Genomic DNA, 21,215 nt, shown 5'->3' with positions numbered 1-21,215 from the left:
TAAATATATTTATTTTAAAGGGTTACCCCTTTTAAAATCTGATTAGCAGCACCTTCATCGGTAATTAACCAAGTCTGATTCGGTGCGTTTTTCATATAAGCTTCAATTGCTTTCGCTTTTGATTTCCCTCCAGCTATTGCCAGGACACAAGGAACACGGGCTAAATCTTTTAACTGTAAACCAATTCGTGGAATTTTATAAACCACTTTACCAGTTTCATTAAAGAAATACCCAAAAGCTTCACCAACTGCGGCTTCTTTTTCAATTAGAGCTAGGACATCTGAACTCATGCCACGACGCTCTGCCATCAATCTCGCATCTCCAATACTATGGAGCACGCAATTCGCTTTGTCGACCATTTTCAGTGTATTATACACTGCCGGCTCTTGTAAAAGAGGTTTATACGTTTCTTCGCTCACCTGTTCAGGCACGTAAAGCACACGATTTTCTCCACCGGTTTTTTTTGCCATCTGTGCACTTACCGAATTAGCTTGAATACTAACAGCTTCGCCAAGTCCACCTCTAGCTGGTACAAATACAAGATGACGTTTATTCGATAGAATCGTTGTCATATGATCTGCAACTTCGGCCATTGTCGTCCCACCCATTACCGCAATAATATTATCGCCTTCTGGTAATAAGTAGTTTAAAGACTCCATTGTTGCTCGACCCAATTCATCCATCACTTTTTGTTGCTCATCACTGTCACCACTTGCAATGATACAATGTTCGATTTGAAAGTAAGTTGCTAACTGATTTTCTTTTTCGCGCATTCCCAAAAGCTGACCCATGACTTTATCTAATTCATGGTAAAGGACCTCACCAGAAGCTGATAGCTCCATGCCGACTTTTGAACTTGTAATAATATTTCTTTTTTTTAGAAAATCTGTTTCCGTGCGCAAAACACGCTCAGTCACATCCATTTTACTAGCAAGAACCCGTCTTCCAACTGGACCCAGCAAATAAATATTCCGCAAAATTTGGTACCGCTCTCGCAAAGTATCCATGATATCAGGTGCTACTTTTTCAATAATAGATAATACATCCTGCATATGATTGCCTCTTCCTTCGTTGGTCACACAACGACCATGTAAGTCGTTTAGCGACCCTAAGTGACTAAAAAAAGAAGAGATTCTATTAAAACAACAACATCTATCTGATTCTTCAATCTACTTGTTATTATTTCTACACAGTAATTATCCACTGCTCTCATCTCTTACCAATTCATTTTAACAGTTTTCCCCTTATCTTTCAACTAAAATGTTTATAAATATTTACTTAAGATTGTTCTTTATATTTTGTGACTAGCATGTGTCATCCTTCACTTAAAAAAATGACTCAAATTAAGATTAAGGTGTGAAACAGCTGTTTCGTTTCATGAAACAACCTTTTTCTTTTAAAATAAAATAAAAAGAGTAGGTCTCGAAACGACCCACTCTTTCAACTTTATAACTCTAATCAAATCGTTTTCTCTTAGATGATGACGGAATCGCCAATATATCTCGGTACTTTGCAATCGTGCGACGTGATACATCGATTCCATCTGCTTTCATTAATTCAACAATTTTTTGATCAGATAAAGGCTTTCCTTTATCCTCTTCTTCAATAATTACAAGCAGTTTCTTTCTAACGCTATCTCCAGAAATATCTTCTTCAGTCTCTGTCCCATCATTTTGGTTACCTAATGAATTCGTAAAGAAACTTTTCAGTTCAAAAATTCCAAAACTAGTTTCCAAGTATTTGCCATTAACAGAACGACTAACCGTCGATTCATGAATGCCTAATTTTTCTGAAATTTCTTTTAGAGTTAGGGATTTGATTGGATGCTCTGGATTAATAAAAAATTCTTTTTGACGTTCAACAATTGCTGTTCCTACCTTAACAATCGTTTCACCACGTTGCATAATACTCCTTTTAATCCATTCATACTCATTATATTTCTCTTTCATAAAATGCGTAACATCTTTATCCTTAAACTGAGACATCTCTTGATAATACTCTTTCTGGAAGTTTACAACTGGTAGACCCGTTTTTGTTGACAAGACTTTAATACTTTCATTCTCAATTCTCACAACTAAGTCAGGTCGAATGTACTGTTCTCTTGTGCCATCATAAACTGCTCCAGGGCGAGGAGTTAACGTCTGAACATAATCTGATATTTCTTGAATCTCAGCTAAGCTAACATCAAAATTTTTTGTAATTTCTTTCCATTTGCGATTAGCAAAATTTTCAAACTCTTCTTCCATAATAACGTAAGCCATATTCGGAGCACGGTCGTCTCTTTCGATTTGGAGCATTAAACACTCTTGTAGATTTCTCGCACCTACACCTGGTGGGTCCAATTGTTGTAACAACGTTAGAGCATCAAGCATCTGGATTTCTTCTGCCCCAACTGACTTGGCAACTTCAACTAAATCAATTTTCAGATAGCCGTTATCATCAATATTTTCGGTTAAAAGTAGCACGAGCTCGCGTAAATATGTATCACGCATAGTTAAATGAATTTGTTCTAGTAGGAATTCAAATAGGGATGTGCTGGTATCTGGAACTTGATTTAAATAATTCTGTTCATCTTGACCAGAGCTATTTTGATAGTTTGTTTTTTGAATTGGATAAAGTGCAGCTTCCTCAGCAAAATCTCTTTCAACAGTTACTTCTATCAACGGATTTTCTAAAGCTTTCTGTTCTAAAAAACTAATCAACTCATCTGCATTATATTGTAGCATTTGGATAGATTGTTGCAGTTGTTGGGTCATAGCCATTTTCTGAACTTGTTTTTGTTGCTGGCTGAATTTTTGTTCAAAATTCACAGGAATTCCTCCTTCTTAACCTAAGCTTCCTCATCTACTGCTATCATACCATAATTTTAAAATAAATTGGGAGACAGCTTGAATTATTGAGAGCTATTTTTAAACTGCTTTAGCACTTAGCGAATATTTAAGCTATTTAATCACAATAAAAATACGTACGTTTTATATAAAAATCAAAGAAGACCTCCTCATTCTCAATCTGATTAAGAATGAGAATGAGGAACTCACCTATTTCTTATTGTTTCACTATTACTATTTAATACTATAGTGCTTGATTTTAAACTTATACATTCTAATTTTAGAACAATTCTGACCCCAAATTACGCGTCAACTATTTTCATAGCATATCCTGTTCCTCTTTGAACCTCAAGATATTTTTCTACAATCTCCTCCGTTTTAAATCGAGCAATTAAAACTCCTTTAGGATCTCCAACATTATGGAAATTGTTAATATTTTTCATCCAAGTAGGAAAGCGTTGATTAATTTCAGCATATCTAGCGTTCACTTCTTGCACTGTAAATGGTTGAACCACTAAACTATACTGTGCTGCATTAGTTGGAACTTGTTGTAAAAAGCTGCCTGATGCATAGCTAGGAAAGGCTTTTCTGAACTCTATTAATTTTTCTAGAGCTTCTTTTGTATTAAAAGGACTGATGACAACCGCTTTTTTAGCTAAATCATTTGTATAGTCAATTCGTCCTGCATCACCATACGGACTCGGAACAATACTCATACTAAACCCATAACGTTTAAATAAATCCAGATATTTTTCGCCTACCTCTTTTCCAGAAAATGGTGCTACTAGCAAACCTTTATATCCCGTGAATTCAACTAATTCTGCAACTTTCATAGCCCAGTGTGGAAACTTGCCTTGAATTTCCATTTTCTTTCCGTTTACTTCCAAATAACTAAAGGGCTGAATAACAATTGCATATCTTCCACCACCCACATCTTGTAAACAACTACTATAACTTGGAAAAGCTTGACGAAATTCTTTCAATCGATCCAATACTTCATTTTCTTTAAAGTAAGTGATTTGAACACCAAAATTTCTTTTTGGATCAAGAGGTTTAGTAACTTCCTCATTTAAAAATAGAGCTGGATCTTTATAAGGTCCCCACAATCCTGTTTGAATACTGAAATGTAAGTGTGGACCAGTACTATCTCCAGTGCTTCCAATTGTTCCAATTTGTTGACCTTGCACAACTTTATCTCCAACATTTTTCATACGCTGAGACATGTGAGCATACCCTGTTAAGTGTCCATCGTTATGTTTAATTACGATGTATTCTCCAAATCCCCCAGATTGACTGGTTGGCATAGATCCAACTACCTCTCCATCTTTTGAAGCATAGATAGGTGCTCCTGAATTCCCCGCAAAATCAATACCGTTATGCATCGTACCCCAACGAGGACCATACCCCGACGAGATTGGTGTTCCTTTAACCACTGGCCAAGCATAATTAACTACCATAAATAATAACCTTCTTTCATATTTTGTATTTTTAAGATTTCATGCTTAAACTATATTGACGATACTTAATTAACAAATAGTACAATTCTTATTCATTTGTAATTCATCTAACTTTTAAAGTTATTTAACAACCATATTCTTTATTTTGCTCACTGTAGTTTCTAATGCCATGCGTCCATGACAAACATATGCCTTCATTACCAATCCTCACCTATTAATTAAGTGATAAGTACATTTTACCAACTGTCCCAAACAACAAGCTTCTCATTTATTAACAAATTCTTTACATCTTTAATATTGCCAATTTCCTAAGGCATATCGAATAATGTAAACATATACGTTTATTTTCTATTAATTTATTATTAACTCAAATAAAAAACCGTTTAAACCTTATATATAAAAGGTTTAAACGGTTTCTTACAGTCTTATATTTATGTCTCCTGAGGACGTGCTTCCTCCGTAGAAAAACCCTTATATAGCATGCTTTTACTCTAGTTACGTTTGAACAATGCAAAAACAGTGCAAAGTCATGAGTCTATGCAAAAGAAACTGTCACAAACTGTTCGCTTTACATACCGAACATAAGTTCGTATAATATAACCATATCTTGGCGGATGGAGGAATTTATATGTTGAATAGATTCAATGAGCGTTATGTAGACAGAGGTACTATTAAATGGATGGGCATGTTTTTAAGCGAACATACTGCATCCATGTCTGAAGATAAAAAGAAACGCTCTACTATAGTAGAGAAAAAAGAACAAATGAGTGAGGATGATATTTATTCTACACTAGACGATGCTGTAAAAACTAATTCAATGGTACTTATTCAAATAGAAGAAATTAACGCTAACGGCAATTACTCAGAAGATATTTTAGGATGGATTGAAGGTTATGAAGGTAATAATCTTTATGTATCAGGCAATAGAATAGAGCTAGACTCAATTCGCAATATCCAACTATTCAAGCAGAGTAAATGGAGCGAAAAAAAGTGAATCGAATTTTTATATCTGGTGAAATTCATGGAGAAATTGAAACTCTTCATAGCAATAAAGGTAAAGTTGCTAAGTTTACAATACAATCGGATCAACAACAATTCACTGTACTGTTTTATGGAAAACAAATCGAGCAGTTTTTAGATAGAATGTACGAAGGCCACACATGCTGTTTTCAAGGGAAATTAAACTCAAAAGGTCAGATAGTCGCTAACGTTTATCAACACTTATACTACTTTGCTTATCAGAATGAGATGTGGGGCACGTAGTGGACGATATAGAAGCTTATCAGAATGATGCAATAGATTTAATTGAGCTACAGTCAAGGTTGTGGGGATTAAGTCATTATACAATTGAGGATATCATAGGTCTTGATTTATGGCTATTCTACGCAACTATAACCGAGGAAGAAGAATACTTTGAGGAGGAATTCAAATGAACTTTATAATTATTAGCGGCACTGTAACATCCGAGGTTAAAGTCATCAACACAAACAGCGGAACGCCCTTCTGTCGCTTCACAATAGAGTCAGATGGACGTAAGTTCAACTGTCTTGTTGCAGGCAACAAAGCATACGACTTCTTATATGAAGTTGAGAGCGAAACACAACTAACTATTGATGCTAGAATTAATGATAAGATGCAACTAGTCGTTAATAGTTATACTGTTGATTTTAAGCCGAGTAACTTCGGAAAACTATTTAATTACCAAGGCAGACAATTGCCTCACAAAAAAATATATAGTTTTTAAAATTTATAAGCTCCCTTCTGCATATTATATATGATAGTAGAAAGGAGCTTTTTTATGTATGCTATTTTTATAGATATATGCGAGAATGTTGTAACGCTGAATACTTGTATGATTGAGGTTGTTTATGTGTCCCCTACTAGTAAAATCGCTGAATCGTGGTATGAAAAATTAGTTGAGAATAATTGAAAATAAACCTAGATAAAGCTTGACACTATTTACTATGCATAGTATAATTAATATATAGTCAAGGAGGTGATAAAGAGATTGAAGCCAAGAAAGAAAAAGAAACTCACCACATTAGAAAAAGTATTGTTAGTTACAGCAATAACTAACCTACTCACGGCACTAGCCAATCTAATTAGTAAGTTTCAAAACTAAGAGTTAGGGGTGAAAATCCCCTAACTTAATATTCTTTCTTCTATTATATCACCGCTAATAAAAAAAAGAAAGGAAGTGAATTTTATGACAGATAAAAATGAAAAGTTATTAAAAATTCTCATTGGGCTTAACATTGTTACTATCATTCTCAGCGTAGCTACATTAATAATTAAGTGAGGTGTAAAATTATGTCAGAAATTAATAATCAAACTGAAGCTAACAAACGTTGGCAACAAGAAAATAAAGAAAGAGCTAAGTATCTTAGCAATCGATCTAGAGCTCGCTCTTTTATAAAAAATCAGGCTAATCTCGAAGACTTAGATGAGTTGCAAAATTTAATATCTGAATCAAAGGATCGTTTGCGTAAAGGACTAGAATTAGAATCGGAGAGTGCTAATCTAATTAATCAGATAAAACGACCTATTATTAACCATAAATCTTCGCCACAGTTCGTTGCTGGTTACTTTAAACAAAGCTCAACATTTGATAGAGAGTCACCTACAACGCTATCTAAAATTGATGGGACTTACTACACTATATCCGAAGTAGATAGTTTGCTCAAGGTTATATCAAGCAACTCAGAAAATGAGTACAACTTAACGTTTTCTATTATAAAAAACGTTGGTGAACCTATGTATTACTTTAGCGATTTGTCTGGACCTATTAATAACGATGAGCAGTAGTTACCCTTTGCAAATATCGAAAAGTAGCTTCTCAAACCAATTAGGAATGAGAAGCTTCTTTTTTTAGAATTCTTTTGGAATACTCAAAACATCTTTTAGACGTTTATCCCATCGTGCAGCATTTGTCCATTCAAAAAATGGAATATCTGTTCCATTATTCGCTTTATAAATCAATTTTATTACCGTCATTTCATCTGGAAAAGACAAAGCACGTACTGATGTGCCATCAAAATAAAATACTGCCCCTTTACCATCAATTCGATATAAACATTTCATCTCAATCTCTCCTTTTTGTTGTGTTGTTCCTCCGTCTACTGGAGGTAAATTACCACTTAAAAACAATTCTGATTCAGCCTTACGTCTCCGAACAAGCCCAGGTAAAACTTCACCTCCAGCATTAACGTAAGCCATCATTTCGTTCGCAGCTGATTGCCAATTTCTATTATTAATAAATACCAATAAATTTGATCCTTGTAGAATATAAGGACCTAAATTAAAATGGAAGCTTACTAATGCATCAAATTGGTTTTGATTCAGTTGAACAGTAACAAAATTAAAGATACCTACAGCATGCGTCTTAATGTCTTCATCAAGAAACGCGTTAGCTTGTTGTTCAGTAATTTGCATTCCTGGATATACACCTTTAGTATGTCCATATCCGATAGTCCATACACCAACAGAATCTTGATACGCAGTTAGTCTCATACCTTCGAATTCTTTAATCAAATTTCTTCCATTTTGAGAAATTTTCATATTTTCGTTTGCCATATCCACACCTCCGCTCATTTTAAAACTCATTCCATGCGTCCATGGTAGACATATGCCTTTTGATAATTAACACTCACTAAGTAAGTGTTAACACCATTTTAACAACTAGGTTTGACAAAAAACTTATCGAATCCCTCCAAATTTATTACATGTTTCATTTATATATACGTTAAAATATAAAAAAAAAAGCTTCTCAAACCGATTAGGAATGAGAAGCTTTTTATTCAGATTTATTTCTTAGTAATTCCATAACATTAACTGTGGGTAATATTACAGCCTGATTAGAATCTAAAGCAGTAATAATTGAAGATATACTTCTTACGTAAGGCAAAATAATTGCTCCACCATTTACAATAAGACTCCTTTTTAATTCAGATATGTCTTCAGAATATTCTCTATTTAAATCGAAAAATCCAGTCACTGAAACTTCTAATATTATTTGATGAGTTTTAATTTTAGAAATTACTTCTACCATACCTTTAGTTTCTTCTTCATCAACAGAACATTCAAAATCCGGTTCAAATGAAGGTTCAAAATTTTCATCAAGATGTTCTTCATTTTGTAAGTAATTAATTGAATTAATTTGATATCCTTTAAAAGTTATTGGGGTATTCATAATGGTATCCTTTCATTTTCTTAAGCAACCAATGCTAAATCTACATCTTCAAGTTTATTAAATTTGAATTCAATACCCTGTAAGAACTCTGAAGTATTTAACGTTTTATTCGAATCTTCTTTCATTATTTCGTTTTCATTAAACGTAATTTTATCGTCTTCATCTTCTGGAGCCTCTACCATAGCTAATATTTCATCTATATCTAACATTATTTCAGAATAAAATATGTTTTCTTCGTTAAATTCTATATTAGATGTAATTGGCTCGATAACAGTCTCTAAAAACGTATTTAAATTACTCATATTAATCTCTCCCTTATTATAAAAAAATACAAACAGATATCTTTTATTACACTCGAATCTTTAATACAGATATATGTTTCTAAATAAATTACATTTGTAGGGGTTCTATTATCTTTATTTTTAGTGAAAGTGCCTTTTATTATTGAATACTTATTAATATTTTCAAAATTTTCCTGTTTCATTAATTCTATAAAAAAACCTAAAGCATGAGGGTCACTATAAAAATCTTCTCGTAAAATTCTCGTTCCAAGAAAAATAATAAAGTGATTGTAATTTATTTGGTTTTGGTCTAATTTAGCCTCTTCTTCACGTTTTTTAAATCTAGGAGCTAACTTTTTATATATAAAACGATGTAGTAAATCTTTACCTGGTTTTGAAGACATATTTAATATTTTTTTCTTATGGGTATTAAAATCAATATTTAATGAAATAACATCACAATCTTTAAGTGGAATAGGGTTCCTATATCTGGTCTTCCAAGAATGTGCTAAATTATAATCAGTACCTTCAAAAGCGTATATACCTTCACCTAGCCACATTGCATGTTCTCCAACTAAGTCTTTTGGTAAACGGCAATTTTTCTTAGTAGTAAGCTGATCTCCCATATTTTTCAATTCATTTAAATAAGCATCGAAATCAAATGTACTAGGATTTATCTTTCCAGCCGCCAAAATACTATCCCTGCCATTTTTACTAGTTCCGTGTACTAAAATCATAGTTAGGTGTCCTTTTTCCTTTGTTTATCTATTCTTTAACACAATCTACCATAAAACTGTTAAAGTTTTGCAACCTTAATGCATTAGAATATATCTTACTATAAATATATACCGTATTTTATACAAAGTCAAGGATAACTAAACTACTAAACTTGCGGTTCATAGCGGTTCATTGCATACCTATAATTGTACACTATTGTAAAAATGTGCTTACTTGCGGTTCATAGCGGTCCACTGAGTAACTTCTCAAAATAGTCAAAATTGCATAAGAATACACATTTTAAATAATTATACCATTTCCATTCATTTTTGTTATATTGTTATTTTAGCAAGTTAACTGAGTATATAGCTTTCTCTTTATCTACAAATTCATTCTAAATTCTATCCATATGTAAAACCCACTAATTAAAGTGGGCTATTTTTATTTAATTTGATGCTCCGGAATCTTGAAGTCTTCAGCAAGCGATTTTCTAATGACTGCAGCATCCGTCCCTGTAGGGATATTATTTAGCTCGATAGTCTGATGAAAATTACCATTGATATCATTACCTAAATAGATTCCAGCATATTTCTTTTGAAACTGAGGGATCCAGTTACGTTGAGTATCGTCTGCTAATCCAATCACATGGATAGTAGTAGAGTTCACCTTTTTAACTTGTGCTGCTGGAATTTTATAATCTGTAATCAAAGAGTTGTAAATCGTGTCAATATGACCTTGAGGAATGCTATTAAGCTCAATTCCACCTTTAGCGAATCCATGAATCTTATTAGCTAAATAGATACCAGCATATTTTTGTTGGAATTGCGGTACATTAAGACGTTGCATATCAGCAGTTAAACCAACAACCTTAACCTGAGTACCTGATGGCACTTGCGGTGCTGGACTTGGAGTTGGCGCTGTACCTCCGTTATATCCAAAACTTCCAACAATCGCATTACATGCTGCATCAATTTTATTCAATACTTGATTTAGATCATTAGCATTTGAGATAAAACCTAATTCAATCAGCAACATATGACCCTTCGTATTCTTAATAACAAACAATCCGTCTCCTGCTTTTGCTCCACGATTTGGAATTCCATAAACATTAGCTAGCTTAGCAGAAATTTCTGCAGCCTTAGCCATTCCAGCTGAATCTGAACTATAAGCAAATACCTCAACTCCTGTTGCTGCTGGCGTAGCTGCATTTAAGTGAATCGATAGATTCCAGTCATCGTTACCAGATACTGCGTTTACTTTCGCTACAATTTTGTTCAAATTATCATTAACGCTAGTTGCCGTATCGTCTGTTGCATTCACTGCTCCAGTTAGCTGAATAATTTTGCTGTTATACAAACGTGCTACTTCCGCCTCTTTACGTCCGTTACCTACTGCACCTGGATCGATACCGCCGTGTCCTGCATGTGCTGTTTTAATTGTCATTATTTATCTTCCTTCCCTGTTAAAATAGATTTTATTGCATCGTATCCACCACTTGCAAACCCACCAGCAATTACGCCATCAATGGCACCTACAATTGGTTCTCCATATGTTAACCCTAATATTCCACCTAATACTCCGCCTAAAAGCATTGAAGCGATTGGCAAGTATTTAGTTGGAACTACCTCTGTCGATTTTAAACCCCAAACTCCTAGGGCTGTGACTACTGCTACTACTACAATTAAGCTTTGTGTGCTCTGTTCAATTAATTCAATCATCTTTTCCTCTCCTTCTATCTATTAAATAATGTTTTTATTTTCTCGCCGTGTTCCACTAATCGTTCAGCATGCTTATCTAGTCGCTCGTCATGAGCTGCTAGTTCTGCATGCAAACTTGCCCGGTCACTTTTACTTGCTTCTAAGTCACGACTTAACAAATCTAAGTTGTGATTCAACTTGTTCAAAGTATCAGTAATCTTACTAAAAGTAGTAATCACAGGTTTGATTAAAAATACTATTAATGTGAGAATGGCTGTGATTGCTCCTGCCCATCCAGCTATTGTTTCTAGAGTCAAATTTATTTCCCTCCCTCTGTGACAAATTTAAATAAGCTACTTTAAAAAGCAGCTTATTGTTTATCGTTTATTTGTTCTTCCAATTCAATTACTTTATGTTTTAAATCTGAGACAGATTTTTTTATACTTTCTATTTCCGATGTTCCCTCTTCGTCTGGATCAACTTCAACTGGTTTCATTTCCTCTTCAGTAGCTGTCTCAATCCATTTATTTTGCTTAAAATCAAACTTAGGTTTCCAACATGGCTGAATAGGGAAAATATCGGTGTATGGTTTTTTCACCTCAAAATCATCACCAACAATAAGTTGTTCGTAACCATAAGGCTTTAACGCTTTAAAAATTGATTTCATCTAAACAACCTACTTTCCTAAAAACTTGGATAAACTGTAACACTTGAATAAGAAGCTGTGGGGTTATCCCCTGACCACATTAACAGGCTACCGTTTGCCATTATCCTTAAAATACCTTTTCCTGTTAACGAGTTATTTCCAACTACAACACTGAAATCTTTATAAAACCTAAACTCTGCTGGTAATGTTGCAATAGTATTCGCTCCACCACTTCCAAATTTCGGAGTATTGACCCAAAAATCAATAGTAACTATTCCAAACTTTTTACGAACTAATACTTGTGCATTCGCACCGTTTTGAATTGGCAATGTCACCCATCCGCTATCGTATAAATCTGCAGCTGTTAAACTAACCGTCTTACCTCCGTTTTGAAGTATAAGGGAACCTGAACTAACTTCATATCCACTTATAGGATTTCCCGAACTATCATAAATTGTATTTGATATAGTTAAAGGATTAACTTCCATCAGACCGGTTTGAGTTGTTCCTTTTACAGCATAGCTTGTAGTATACTTACCACCTTCAATTACAGTAACACCTTCTAAATTTGCACCGTTAAAATTTGCATCAAAAGCGTTAACAAACGAAGAACCATTGATTACACTACTTCTAATTTCAACTGAATTTAAATAAAGTATATTCAATGTTGATTGATCTATCTGCTGAGGAATCCATTTTCCGTTGTCATTCACATACATCGCAATAACAATTTCTGGATCACTTATATCCGTTTGCCACCACATGTCTCCAGTTTTTCCATTCGGCGCATCGGGTCGTTGATAAATAGTAGTCGTTTTATTAACTAAAGCTGCTAAATCATTTAATCGTTCTTCGTCATACATTGCAGACCAAGTGTAATCAGCTGGTACATTGGAAGCATCAGGCGTTTCTTTGTTAAGCGCAAGCCCTAGATACATCTTTCCTTTAGGATTATCTGACATGTTGCCACCTGAAACGTTATCAGCGTATTTTTTCCATGTGTACAATGAGTTGCCATCATCACCTGGCAGCCCTTGTTTTCCGTCTTCCCCTTGAATCAATGTCCACAAATTAGCATAGTCCGCTGGATTGTCAGATGGTACAGAATTGTTAATAACATGTTTTATTGCCATATATTTTTTTCCTAATGGCATCGAGCTGATTCCGTTCCCTTGATCGTCATCTGCATATCTCACCCACGGAAAAAATGTATCTCCACGAGGAATGCTGTTGATTCTATCTGCTAACTCTTGCAATCTTTCACTTATCCCACTACTTTGTAAAATAAACTCACCCAAAACGGCAACAGAACTTTTAGCCGAATACGAATGCTCTAATTTTAAAATACGTGAATTAAGATAAAGTTTTCCAGCTTCATCTACAATGTTGACCCTATCTCCTACTCGAACGTTTTCTGGAAGAATAGCTATATCAACTTCGTAATTTCGTTCTACTTCACACATTTTTTTCAAGTAGTTAATACCTTGTAAGCAAAGTGTGCGTTGATCTGTAGAAGTATAATCCGTTCTGTAACCAAAAATATGCCCCTTATCCGGACTCTCCGTATTTGTTAAATATCGACTCCATAAACGAATAGATTCTCTATCACGAATAACTCCATCAGCACCGACATAAAAGCGCCCATCATCATAAGAGAAACCTTTAAGTGTGACTGGTTGGTCCTCACCTTCAAGCGTTCCTCCACTAACAAATAAGGCAGTAATCAAGTTCTCAATACTCTCAGTTGTAACAATGTTGTTAATCTCATGATTTAAACGCAAATTGATATTTAAATCATTCCCTCGTTTCTTGTAAATATTGATATTTTTCTCTACGAGTTGCATTCCGTTTATCACAAATGAGTAACTGATTTCTGAATTATCAAACTGAGTTGCAACAGATAACAATCGCTTAGTAGCTGTCATCTCGCCTTCCCATTCGAGGTTACGTTCTAAATGCCGAATCTCATTTATACCAATTTTAAAGCCACTATCATATGCGAATTGCTCGATATAATGACTTGCAGGATAAGCCTTACTGGCTTTATAAGGACCTACAACCTCGTTTAATAAATCTAGACCTGCATCTTCTGAATAAAAGTACAATTCTTTATTGCTTCTATCTAATTCAGTCCGAGTAATGGTGTACCATTTACTTTCCTTGTGATCATTTTGAAATAAAATGAAATTTCCGACTTCAACGATATCAGTTGTGACTAGATTCTTTTCTGGATTGTACATAATCGTTCCCTCGAACATTGAAACGCCTGTATCAATTTCTTCTGTCTCTTTATCGTTATAAAGTTTTAACGCATTAGGAAGGCTTGTAGACGCCATTCCCAACACGTTGAATTTTCTATCAGTAAAATACATTTCCATTTACAAGTATGCCTCCCTTATCGTTAAGGTCACATCGGGAGCTGTTGCCCAACTTGAAGGGTATATATAAATTTTGTGCTTCCCAGGCGGAATTGCGAATCTATCCCATTCGTTTCCTAATGCACCAAGTACAGTTGATTGCGCTCCGTTTACTGCAATTGCAGCACTCGACGTATCTATACTTAAAATATCACCATCTCCAAATGTGTTTTTTAAATCATTCCATTTATCCACGTTTAGCCAAGTGAATTTCGTATCAGTCAAATGAATTCCAGTCCAAGATTCGTTCTGGAACCGGTGAATCCATGTTGTTAATGAAGTGATTGGTACATCGTTCATGTCCTGTACAAACCATGACTGGATTTCTACGCTAGAACCTGTTACAACTTCGTTGCTAATTGATTTAATGTCAACAATCTTAAATTCGATTTGTCCGGCATATTTGTTAATTTCGACTTGGAAGAATCCAGAAGAGAATCGACTTCTATCTAACGCTTTATCAATATATCTTTTCCCTTGAATCCAAATCTCATAACGAATCTCTGCATTAGATGTCGAACTGTCTCTCATCACAAAAGATAGAGGAATGTCGTCTCCGCTCTGTAAGTTGAGTTCTATTCGACCTACAGTCCGATTAATCGCATCAAAAGTAAAACGGTTCTTATACGTAAAATTAGCCGTATTAGAACCGTTTGAGTTTTTCGGAATATCTCTGTGTAGAGTAGGACCTGCCCAAACAGGCTCAAGGTTTCCAGAGTAACTCGGTCTAACTGCATCAGCATCTGTTGTAAAGTCCCACTCACCTTTAACAATGTTTTGTTGACCATTTGCTACATACGTTGTATATCTTATTTTACCTGTGTTTTTTGACCAATTTGCTGGCATTGAAGTCCCATTCCAACGTTCATCAATCACCATTTCTTGTTTTTGATATGGCACTCCGTCTATCTCATCAGGATTACCAATTTGAATAATCGCGCCTTCTTCAGTAAATAGCCCTACAACTCCGTTATCACCATTCATTTCAACGTTCAATAGAGGAAACACTGGATAGGTTCCTGTATTTTCAACATCGATATAATTTGAAGGAGGCACTTTAACAGTCAATTCAATACGAGCGTAATCAATTGAAACGGAACTAGATACTGTAGCGTTGCTTGCATCTGTATATATCACTGAATGAATGTATCCGTCTGAGTTAATGAATCCCATTGAATCTGAACCATTTGGATAGGATAACTCTGATATTTCAGCGTTCTTATGACTAGCCAAACTAGTCCATCCAGTTCCCTGATAGAAAGTTTTCATCGCGACATAATTCCCCACTGGCGCACTACCTTTACAAAAGAAAAATGTTCTCCAATTAGTTATTTTATTCTTAGCAATTTCTACTTTTTCAGCTGTTGTAGCAGCATTTTTAAAAATTGATGGGAAATTTTCTTCTAAAATCCAAAGCACGTCAAAAGATATAAGTCCGGCTGCAATTCCTCCATTTGAGTATGTGAAAATGGCTGTTGCGCCATCTAATTTCTTTACAGCGTCATAATGCGTTTGTGCGTTTTCTGCCCATGATCCTGACGATGGCAATGGTACTGTTGTAGAGCTATTGCGTTTAAATAAATTTGCATTTTCTACAATACTTCCTGCTACTTTAGGCGGTGTATTAAAATCACTCACAATCACCTTAGTTGTTTCCGGTTCATTTTTGAATGTTTTTTCTTCAGCAGCATAAGCAACCCCGTCAGGAATCACCCAATTGATTTCACCATTTCCGAGAAAATTATTTTCGGTTAAATCAGTTACCCCTTCTGGAACTGCAAGATAATATTTATCTGGTTCGTCACTGAATATCAGCTTCTTAGGCTCGCTAACATTTAATATACTAGCAAGTGCCCTTCTTTTTTCTATCAGATTATGCTTAATTGTAAAAGGCATCGGAAAAGAGTTTTCCTCTAACCGATGCCCTCTGTATTTTGCTCCATTTGAATTGCCAACTTGCAGTAAATCATTTTGCCTTCCTGTTCCTATCCCTCTTGAAAAACCACCGCTTACTTTTAAATACTCGGTTAACTCGTAACCGTCAAAATAAACTCTTAGCTTCAAAGCTTATCACCTCTAACCCTAAGTTTTCTGTTAGTTATTTTTGTTGTTTCAATTTCAATATCTGGCGCTAAAAGCCTTGCAGCTTCTTTACTATTTATATTTACTGGCACTTCCACAGTAACAAACGATTTCGCGTTACTATTTTCTGTTAATGCTGTTACTAAAGTACTTAGCATTGAATTAGTTCTAACCTGAAAATCTTCAAAAGATTTTTCTAAAGACTTATACTCATTTCTTTGACTCATTTGATTAAAGTCTTTAAACGGAATCAGCATATCAGAAGCACTTCTAAACATAGAGTCTGTCAAACCTACGCCATTTTTATAATGCGGAACTAAATTTTTAGTTCTTCCTGCTGGAATAACTTTAGAACCTCTAGGCAAATTGAGCAATACATCTCGTCCCTCTGGAATGTATGAACGTCCATTAGGTTCAATGATTAACTCTTTAAAGTTTGCTCCTTTTTGGTCATTGACTACAGCCGCTCCACCTTTATGAAAATTGGTTCCTTTTTCTAAGCCTATCTTTTCACCGATATATTCAAAGAACGTTTTTACAGTTAATTTTTTCTCTTCCGGTTTCTTCAGCGTAGTATCCCATGCATTGTTCAACCCAGAAATATCTGCACCAACTGCTGCTGCATTTGATTCACCTTTGAAATACTTATCATTTGGATTGTATTGGTTATATCCAGTAATTAAATTAGTCGACTCATTTGTTGCGCCTTTTACGTTTGAATTATCACCTTTAAGAATTTTAGTCGCCGGATTAGTTGCATCCAAATCTAAAAGAGCACCTTTAGCATCTTGCGTAGGGCCCATAATTCCAGCATTATTGGCCTGTAGATACTTCAATAATGGATTAGTAGCGTCATATTCATTGAGCTTAGTTTTTGACTCTTCAATTTTTTGATTTGCTTCTTCCGTATTGATAATTGGCGATTTAGTTCCAATTTCTTCAGCATTATAAAGCTGCACATTCCCTTTAAGGTTATTGATAACCTCGCTTGCTTCGTCTTTCAACTCCGCAGTTTTCTTTTCAATATGCGTTTCATTTATTCCTTGTATAGCTAAATTAAAATTATTAAGCTTGCGATTCGCTTCTGTATCTTCAATTTCAGGCTTTTTAGGTTCTAGACCAAGCCCGTTGAATTCATTCATTAAATCGCTTGTTGTTCTTAATTTTGAGTCTGCGCTTGAACTATCAATAAGCAACTGCTTTGTAGGTTCATCTAATTTTTCCCATACGCCATAACGTTGAATAATATCAAACAGTTCATCTTCACCTTTTGCCTCAACAATTGCAGTTTGTACCTTAGGGCTTAATTGATCCCAAACTCCAATATCTTCAATTGCTTTTATAATTGGCAATGATGCTTTATCTTTAACTAATAACTCCTTGGTTTCAACTGGTAATTCATTCCATAACCCTAAACGCAACATCGTTTCAGCTAGTTCTTTTTCGCCCTCAGATTGAATAATTGCTTTTTTCTGTTCAAAGCTCAATTCAGCCCATTTTCCCGAAGTTTCAAGAAATTCTAACGTGGTTTCTTTTGCATTAGAATCTAAGAAGAGTTTCTTCTCGCTCCAATCCAATTTATCCCATAAATCGGCATCAGCTAAAACACTAGCAATTTCTTCTTTCGAATTGCTCGCAATCAACATGTCTTTAACAGACTGATCTTCTATCTTGTCCCATTCGTCTTTTGCATCAAGTATTTCTGGGACAATACCTTTAATATTCGATTTCACAAGAGCTTTCTTCTCTTTAAAAGTTAGCTTTTCCCATGAACCATTAGCAATTAATGCTTTAGCCATCTCTTCTTTTGAATTCGTTGATAGTTTAGCATTTTTAATAATGAATTTAAGATTTTTCCAGCCTTCTTCGGAATTACTTGCTTCAGTAATGACATCTCTAAGATTTGTTTTTACTTCACCAGTCTTTTCATCAAATACTAGAGCATTCCATGTTTGATTCGCTTCAATTGTCTTTTGGCTCATGTCAGTAGTTGATTCAATAATTGTTTTATTTGATTTAACAACATCATCTGTTGATTTTTCTAATAATGCTTTAGCCTCTTTTTGTGTCATTTGACCATGTTGCATTACTTTTTTCTTAATATCAATTTCACTTTTCCCTGATTTTCTAGCAACTTCAATGTAGTTATCCATCAATTTACTAGATATTTCTTTATGAGCGGTGTCTAACTTTTCTTTTTCAAGGTTATATTGTTTTTCAGTTAACAGGTTTGAATTTTTAGCTTCCTTAAGAACGTCTAATTGTTTTTCATACCCTTCACGTTCTTTATAAATACTATCTTCCGAAATTTTATACTGCTCTTGTATTTGCTTAAGACTCATATTGTTTAGGTCAGCATTAACAGCAGAAAGTACAGCTTTTTTATCGTTACCAGAAATCTTTAAAATTTCTAACTCTTGATTAATCATAAGTTTACGATTAGCTAACACAAGCTGATTTTCATCAGCAGTTAATTTAGTTCCTTCTTTTGCGTGCTTATCATAAATCCGATTTATCTGAGCGCCAGCTTCATCTGCTACTTTAACCATTTCGTCAATATTTTTATTCACATTTTCGGCGTTTTTCTTAGCGTTCTCTTGAGCGCCTTCTGGCAACTGATCAATCACTTTATCAATGCTTTTTTTAGATTGTTTTGCTGATTCTTCAATCTGCCCAAGCATTTCTTGTGTAGAATTTTTTACTTTTTTATTACTTCCTTCAACGCCCGAAGCGAATTCGTCCATAGCTGTTTGACTATCTCTAGACATTGATTGAAATTTAGTTAAGGTAGTATCAGCTTCCTTACCTACATCAGAACCCCATCTTTTAACCCTGCTTGAAGATTCATAGGCATCCTTACCCCAAACAGTCCATGCAATCGCACCTGCTCCTAACGCAAGTGATACGCCAGCTATAGCTAAACCAACTGGTGATATAAGTGCTGGTAGTAAACCTGTGCTGGCTCCTAACGCTCCTACTTGAGCAGTACCTGCCGCCGCGGCTGTACTTGTAGCTCCTAACGCTCCTGTTAAGGCAGTTGTAGCTCCTTGTGCGGCTAAAGTCCCTGTTCTCCATCTGCCTATAGTTACTAATCCTCGTCCGAAACTACTAGTTAATCCAAGCACACCTTTTGTCAGACCTGCAACGCCCATTAATGCTGGACCACCAAATACCGCAATGCCTCCAACAGCTAAAACAAATTTCTTAGTTGCTGGACTAGCTTCAGTAAAGCTCTTTACCATATTTTTTATTGATTCAATTAGTGGTTCGGAAGCTTCTAAAGCATCTGCTAAAGCAGGTAACAGTTGCGCTCCAAATTCAATCGCAAGATCCGTAATTTTATTCTTAGCTAATTGGATTTTACTAGCCATTGTTTCGTAGCGTGTTTCAGCTTCATCAGTTAACGCTGTATTTTCTCCCCAAGCTTTATTCGAGGTTTCAATAGCACCAGCAAACAACTCACTTGCTCCACCAGCACGTAACATTGCATCGCGTAAACGAACTTCCGAAATCCCCATATTATCAAGCATTTCAATTGCAGTTGTGCCTTTTTCGCTAGCATTACCTAATCCTTCGATAAATGCCCCTAAAGCCCCTACTGCATCTTCTTGGAAAGCTTTCGCAAAGTCATCGCCAGTCATTCCAGCAACATAACCAAAATCTTCTAAAGAGGCTTTCGCATCCCCAGCATTTTTGTATAGCTCTGCTAAACCTTTGTTACCTAACCCCATTGAGTTAGACATATTAGTAAGCTCTTTGCCACCATTGGCTACTGCTGCAGAAACGCTTTCCCATGCTATACCATTGCGCTCTGCAACTTCTTGTAATCCTTTAAATGCATCTTGACCTTTTGCAGAGGCTAATTGCATTTGTACGATTATCTTAGAAATTGCTGAACCACCCATTTCTGCTTCAATCCCGACAGAACTTAACGCGGCACTTAAACCTAAAATATCCGCTTCACTCATTCCAACTTGATTGCCAGCACCAGCAAGTCTCATAGCCATAGCTGTGATATCTGCTTCAGTAGTCGCAAAGTTATTACCTAACTCAACAATTGAACTCCCTAGCCTGCTAAAGTCCCCTTGGTCCATTTTTGTGATATTGGCAAACTTAGCCAACATCGATGCCCCTTCTTCTCCAGATAGGTTTGTAGCTACTCCTAAATCTGCAATAGTCCGAGTGAACGATTCAATATTTTCTGTTTTAATACCTAGTTGACCAGCTACAGCGGCTAATTCGGCTAAATCAGCAGCGCTTGTAGGTACTTCTAAAGCCATTTGACGAATTCCATCTGATAACTTATCTAGTTCTGCAGTTGTGCCATCAACCGTTTTAGTAACACTTGCAAACGCACTCTCATAATCAATAGCTGCCTTTGCTCCAACTAAAGCAACAGCCCCTAAAGCAGCACCTGCAACGGACCATTTTTTTCCTACTGCCATCGCTGTATCGGCTGATTTCATTCCTTGCTCACTAAACGATTGCAAACTAGTTCCAGCACGATAAAAAGAATCGTTTCCTAATGCTATTTCTCTACTAAGGCTTTCATACTCTCCTTCAAGTCTAGAAATTTCAGATGTAGTTTCATTAAATCTGATAGCGGCATTCTGAGCAGCCGCACTTCCTCTTCCTTGAGTTTCAACAGCCGCTTCATATCTTGCGTTATATTCCTCTAAAGCCTGCCTTTGAATTCCAATTTGAGTCGTCAAACCTTCAAGTTTAGCAGCACTAGCTGTAGATGAACTTCCAAACCCAACTATTCCTTGTCCGGCTAATCTCGTTTCGCTTTGTGCTAATTTCAACTCTCGCTTCATGGCTTGAATATTCTTTTGAAAATCGACTGTATTTAAAGCAACTTTTGCGCTTAACGTACCTAAACTATTTCCTGCCATTTATTT

The 21,215-nt window shown here is 35.4% G+C and carries 19 protein-coding genes; 5 read left to right on the top strand and 14 right to left on the bottom strand.

The window, feature by feature from the left end; genetic code table 11:
- Positions 1-14: 14 nt before the first annotated feature.
- The 3 genes from MHI00_RS04760 to MHI00_RS04750 all read right to left on the bottom strand — a co-directional run bounded on the left by MHI00_RS04760 (position 15) and on the right by MHI00_RS04750 (position 4,285).
- Complete coding sequence (locus MHI00_RS04760; protein WP_010051621.1) at positions 15-1,052, bottom strand: sugar-binding transcriptional regulator; 1,038 nt, start codon at positions 1,050-1,052, stop codon at positions 15-17.
- A gap of 402 nt (positions 1,053-1,454) precedes the next feature.
- Positions 1,455-2,810, bottom strand: a complete 1,356-nt coding sequence (gene rpoN, locus MHI00_RS04755; RefSeq protein WP_056999296.1) for an RNA polymerase factor sigma-54 — start codon at positions 2,808-2,810, stop codon at positions 1,455-1,457.
- Between the two features lie 320 nt (positions 2,811-3,130).
- The gene (locus tag MHI00_RS04750; RefSeq protein ID WP_317914453.1) at positions 3,131-4,285 is read right to left on the bottom strand and encodes a M23 family metallopeptidase; all 1,155 of its coding nucleotides are present in this window, start codon (positions 4,283-4,285) and stop codon (positions 3,131-3,133) included.
- Between the two features lie 628 nt (positions 4,286-4,913).
- Between MHI00_RS04750 and MHI00_RS04745 the strand changes: the two genes are divergently transcribed.
- The 5 genes from MHI00_RS04745 (at position 4,914) to MHI00_RS04725 (ending at position 7,090) form a co-directional block, all read left to right on the top strand.
- A complete protein-coding gene (locus MHI00_RS04745; protein WP_341111574.1) occupies positions 4,914-5,279 on the top strand; it encodes a hypothetical protein in 366 nt (121 codons plus the stop codon).
- Complete coding sequence (locus MHI00_RS04740) at positions 5,276-5,548, top strand: hypothetical protein (protein WP_341111572.1); 273 nt, start codon at positions 5,276-5,278, stop codon at positions 5,546-5,548. The genes MHI00_RS04745 and MHI00_RS04740 overlap by 4 nt, the downstream gene beginning before the upstream one ends.
- Complete coding sequence (locus MHI00_RS04735) at positions 5,548-5,718, top strand: hypothetical protein (protein ID WP_341111570.1); 171 nt, start codon at positions 5,548-5,550, stop codon at positions 5,716-5,718. The genes MHI00_RS04740 and MHI00_RS04735 overlap by 1 nt, the downstream gene beginning before the upstream one ends.
- Entirely contained in the window at positions 5,715-6,029 is a 315-nt protein-coding gene (locus tag MHI00_RS04730) for an ssDNA-binding protein (RefSeq protein ID WP_341111568.1), read from the top strand. The genes MHI00_RS04735 and MHI00_RS04730 overlap by 4 nt, the downstream gene beginning before the upstream one ends.
- Positions 6,030-6,595: 566 nt before the next feature.
- A complete protein-coding gene (locus MHI00_RS04725) occupies positions 6,596-7,090 on the top strand; it encodes a hypothetical protein (RefSeq protein WP_341111565.1) in 495 nt (164 codons plus the stop codon).
- 63 nt (positions 7,091-7,153) lie between these two features.
- Here MHI00_RS04725 and MHI00_RS04720 read toward each other — a convergent pair whose 3' ends face one another.
- The 11 genes from MHI00_RS04720 to MHI00_RS04670 form a co-directional block, all read right to left on the bottom strand.
- A complete protein-coding gene (locus MHI00_RS04720; RefSeq protein ID WP_157455234.1) occupies positions 7,154-7,858 on the bottom strand; it encodes a lysozyme in 705 nt (234 codons plus the stop codon).
- 220 nt (positions 7,859-8,078) lie between these two features.
- Positions 8,079-8,474, bottom strand: coding sequence for a hypothetical protein (locus tag MHI00_RS04715; protein WP_341111560.1), 396 nt, complete (start codon positions 8,472-8,474; stop codon positions 8,079-8,081).
- Between the two features lie 20 nt (positions 8,475-8,494).
- Entirely contained in the window at positions 8,495-8,776 is a 282-nt protein-coding gene (locus tag MHI00_RS04710) for a hypothetical protein (RefSeq protein ID WP_341111557.1), read from the bottom strand.
- Positions 8,773-9,492 carry a hypothetical protein gene (locus tag MHI00_RS04705; RefSeq protein ID WP_341111555.1) on the bottom strand — a complete coding sequence of 240 codons (720 nt, stop codon included), beginning with the start codon at positions 9,490-9,492 and terminating at the stop codon, positions 8,773-8,775. The genes MHI00_RS04710 and MHI00_RS04705 overlap by 4 nt, the downstream gene beginning before the upstream one ends.
- Before the next feature lie 421 nt (positions 9,493-9,913).
- Positions 9,914-10,915 carry an N-acetylmuramoyl-L-alanine amidase gene (locus MHI00_RS04700; RefSeq protein ID WP_341111554.1) on the bottom strand — a complete coding sequence of 334 codons (1,002 nt, stop codon included), beginning with the start codon at positions 10,913-10,915 and terminating at the stop codon, positions 9,914-9,916.
- On the bottom strand, positions 10,915-11,190 hold the full coding sequence (locus MHI00_RS04695; protein WP_157456135.1) for a holin: 276 nt from the start codon (positions 11,188-11,190) through the stop codon (positions 10,915-10,917). Before MHI00_RS04695 ends, MHI00_RS04700 begins: the two co-directional genes overlap by 1 nt.
- 14 nt (positions 11,191-11,204) lie before the next feature.
- Entirely contained in the window at positions 11,205-11,486 is a 282-nt protein-coding gene (locus tag MHI00_RS04690) for a hypothetical protein (protein ID WP_157456136.1), read from the bottom strand.
- 53 nt (positions 11,487-11,539) lie between these two features.
- Positions 11,540-11,836 carry a hypothetical protein gene (locus MHI00_RS04685; RefSeq protein WP_341111549.1) on the bottom strand — a complete coding sequence of 99 codons (297 nt, stop codon included), beginning with the start codon at positions 11,834-11,836 and terminating at the stop codon, positions 11,540-11,542.
- Positions 11,837-11,853: 17 nt separating this feature from the next.
- Positions 11,854-14,193, bottom strand: a complete 2,340-nt coding sequence (locus MHI00_RS04680; protein WP_341111547.1) for a phage tail spike protein — start codon at positions 14,191-14,193, stop codon at positions 11,854-11,856.
- On the bottom strand, positions 14,194-16,296 hold the full coding sequence (locus tag MHI00_RS04675; protein ID WP_341111543.1) for a distal tail protein Dit: 2,103 nt from the start codon (positions 16,294-16,296) through the stop codon (positions 14,194-14,196).
- Positions 16,293-21,209, bottom strand: coding sequence for a phage tail tape measure protein (locus tag MHI00_RS04670; RefSeq protein WP_341111541.1), 4,917 nt, complete (start codon positions 21,207-21,209; stop codon positions 16,293-16,295). The genes MHI00_RS04675 and MHI00_RS04670 overlap by 4 nt, the downstream gene beginning before the upstream one ends.
- Between the last annotated feature and the right edge of the window lie 6 nt (positions 21,210-21,215).

This window comes from Carnobacterium sp. FSL E2-0243 (assembly GCF_038003605.1).
In the GTDB taxonomy this organism is placed as follows: Bacteria; Bacillota; Bacilli; order Lactobacillales; family Carnobacteriaceae; genus Carnobacterium; species Carnobacterium maltaromaticum.
The sequence above is the reverse complement of the archived record's forward strand: the minus strand, read 5'-3'. Positions and strand labels throughout refer to the sequence as shown.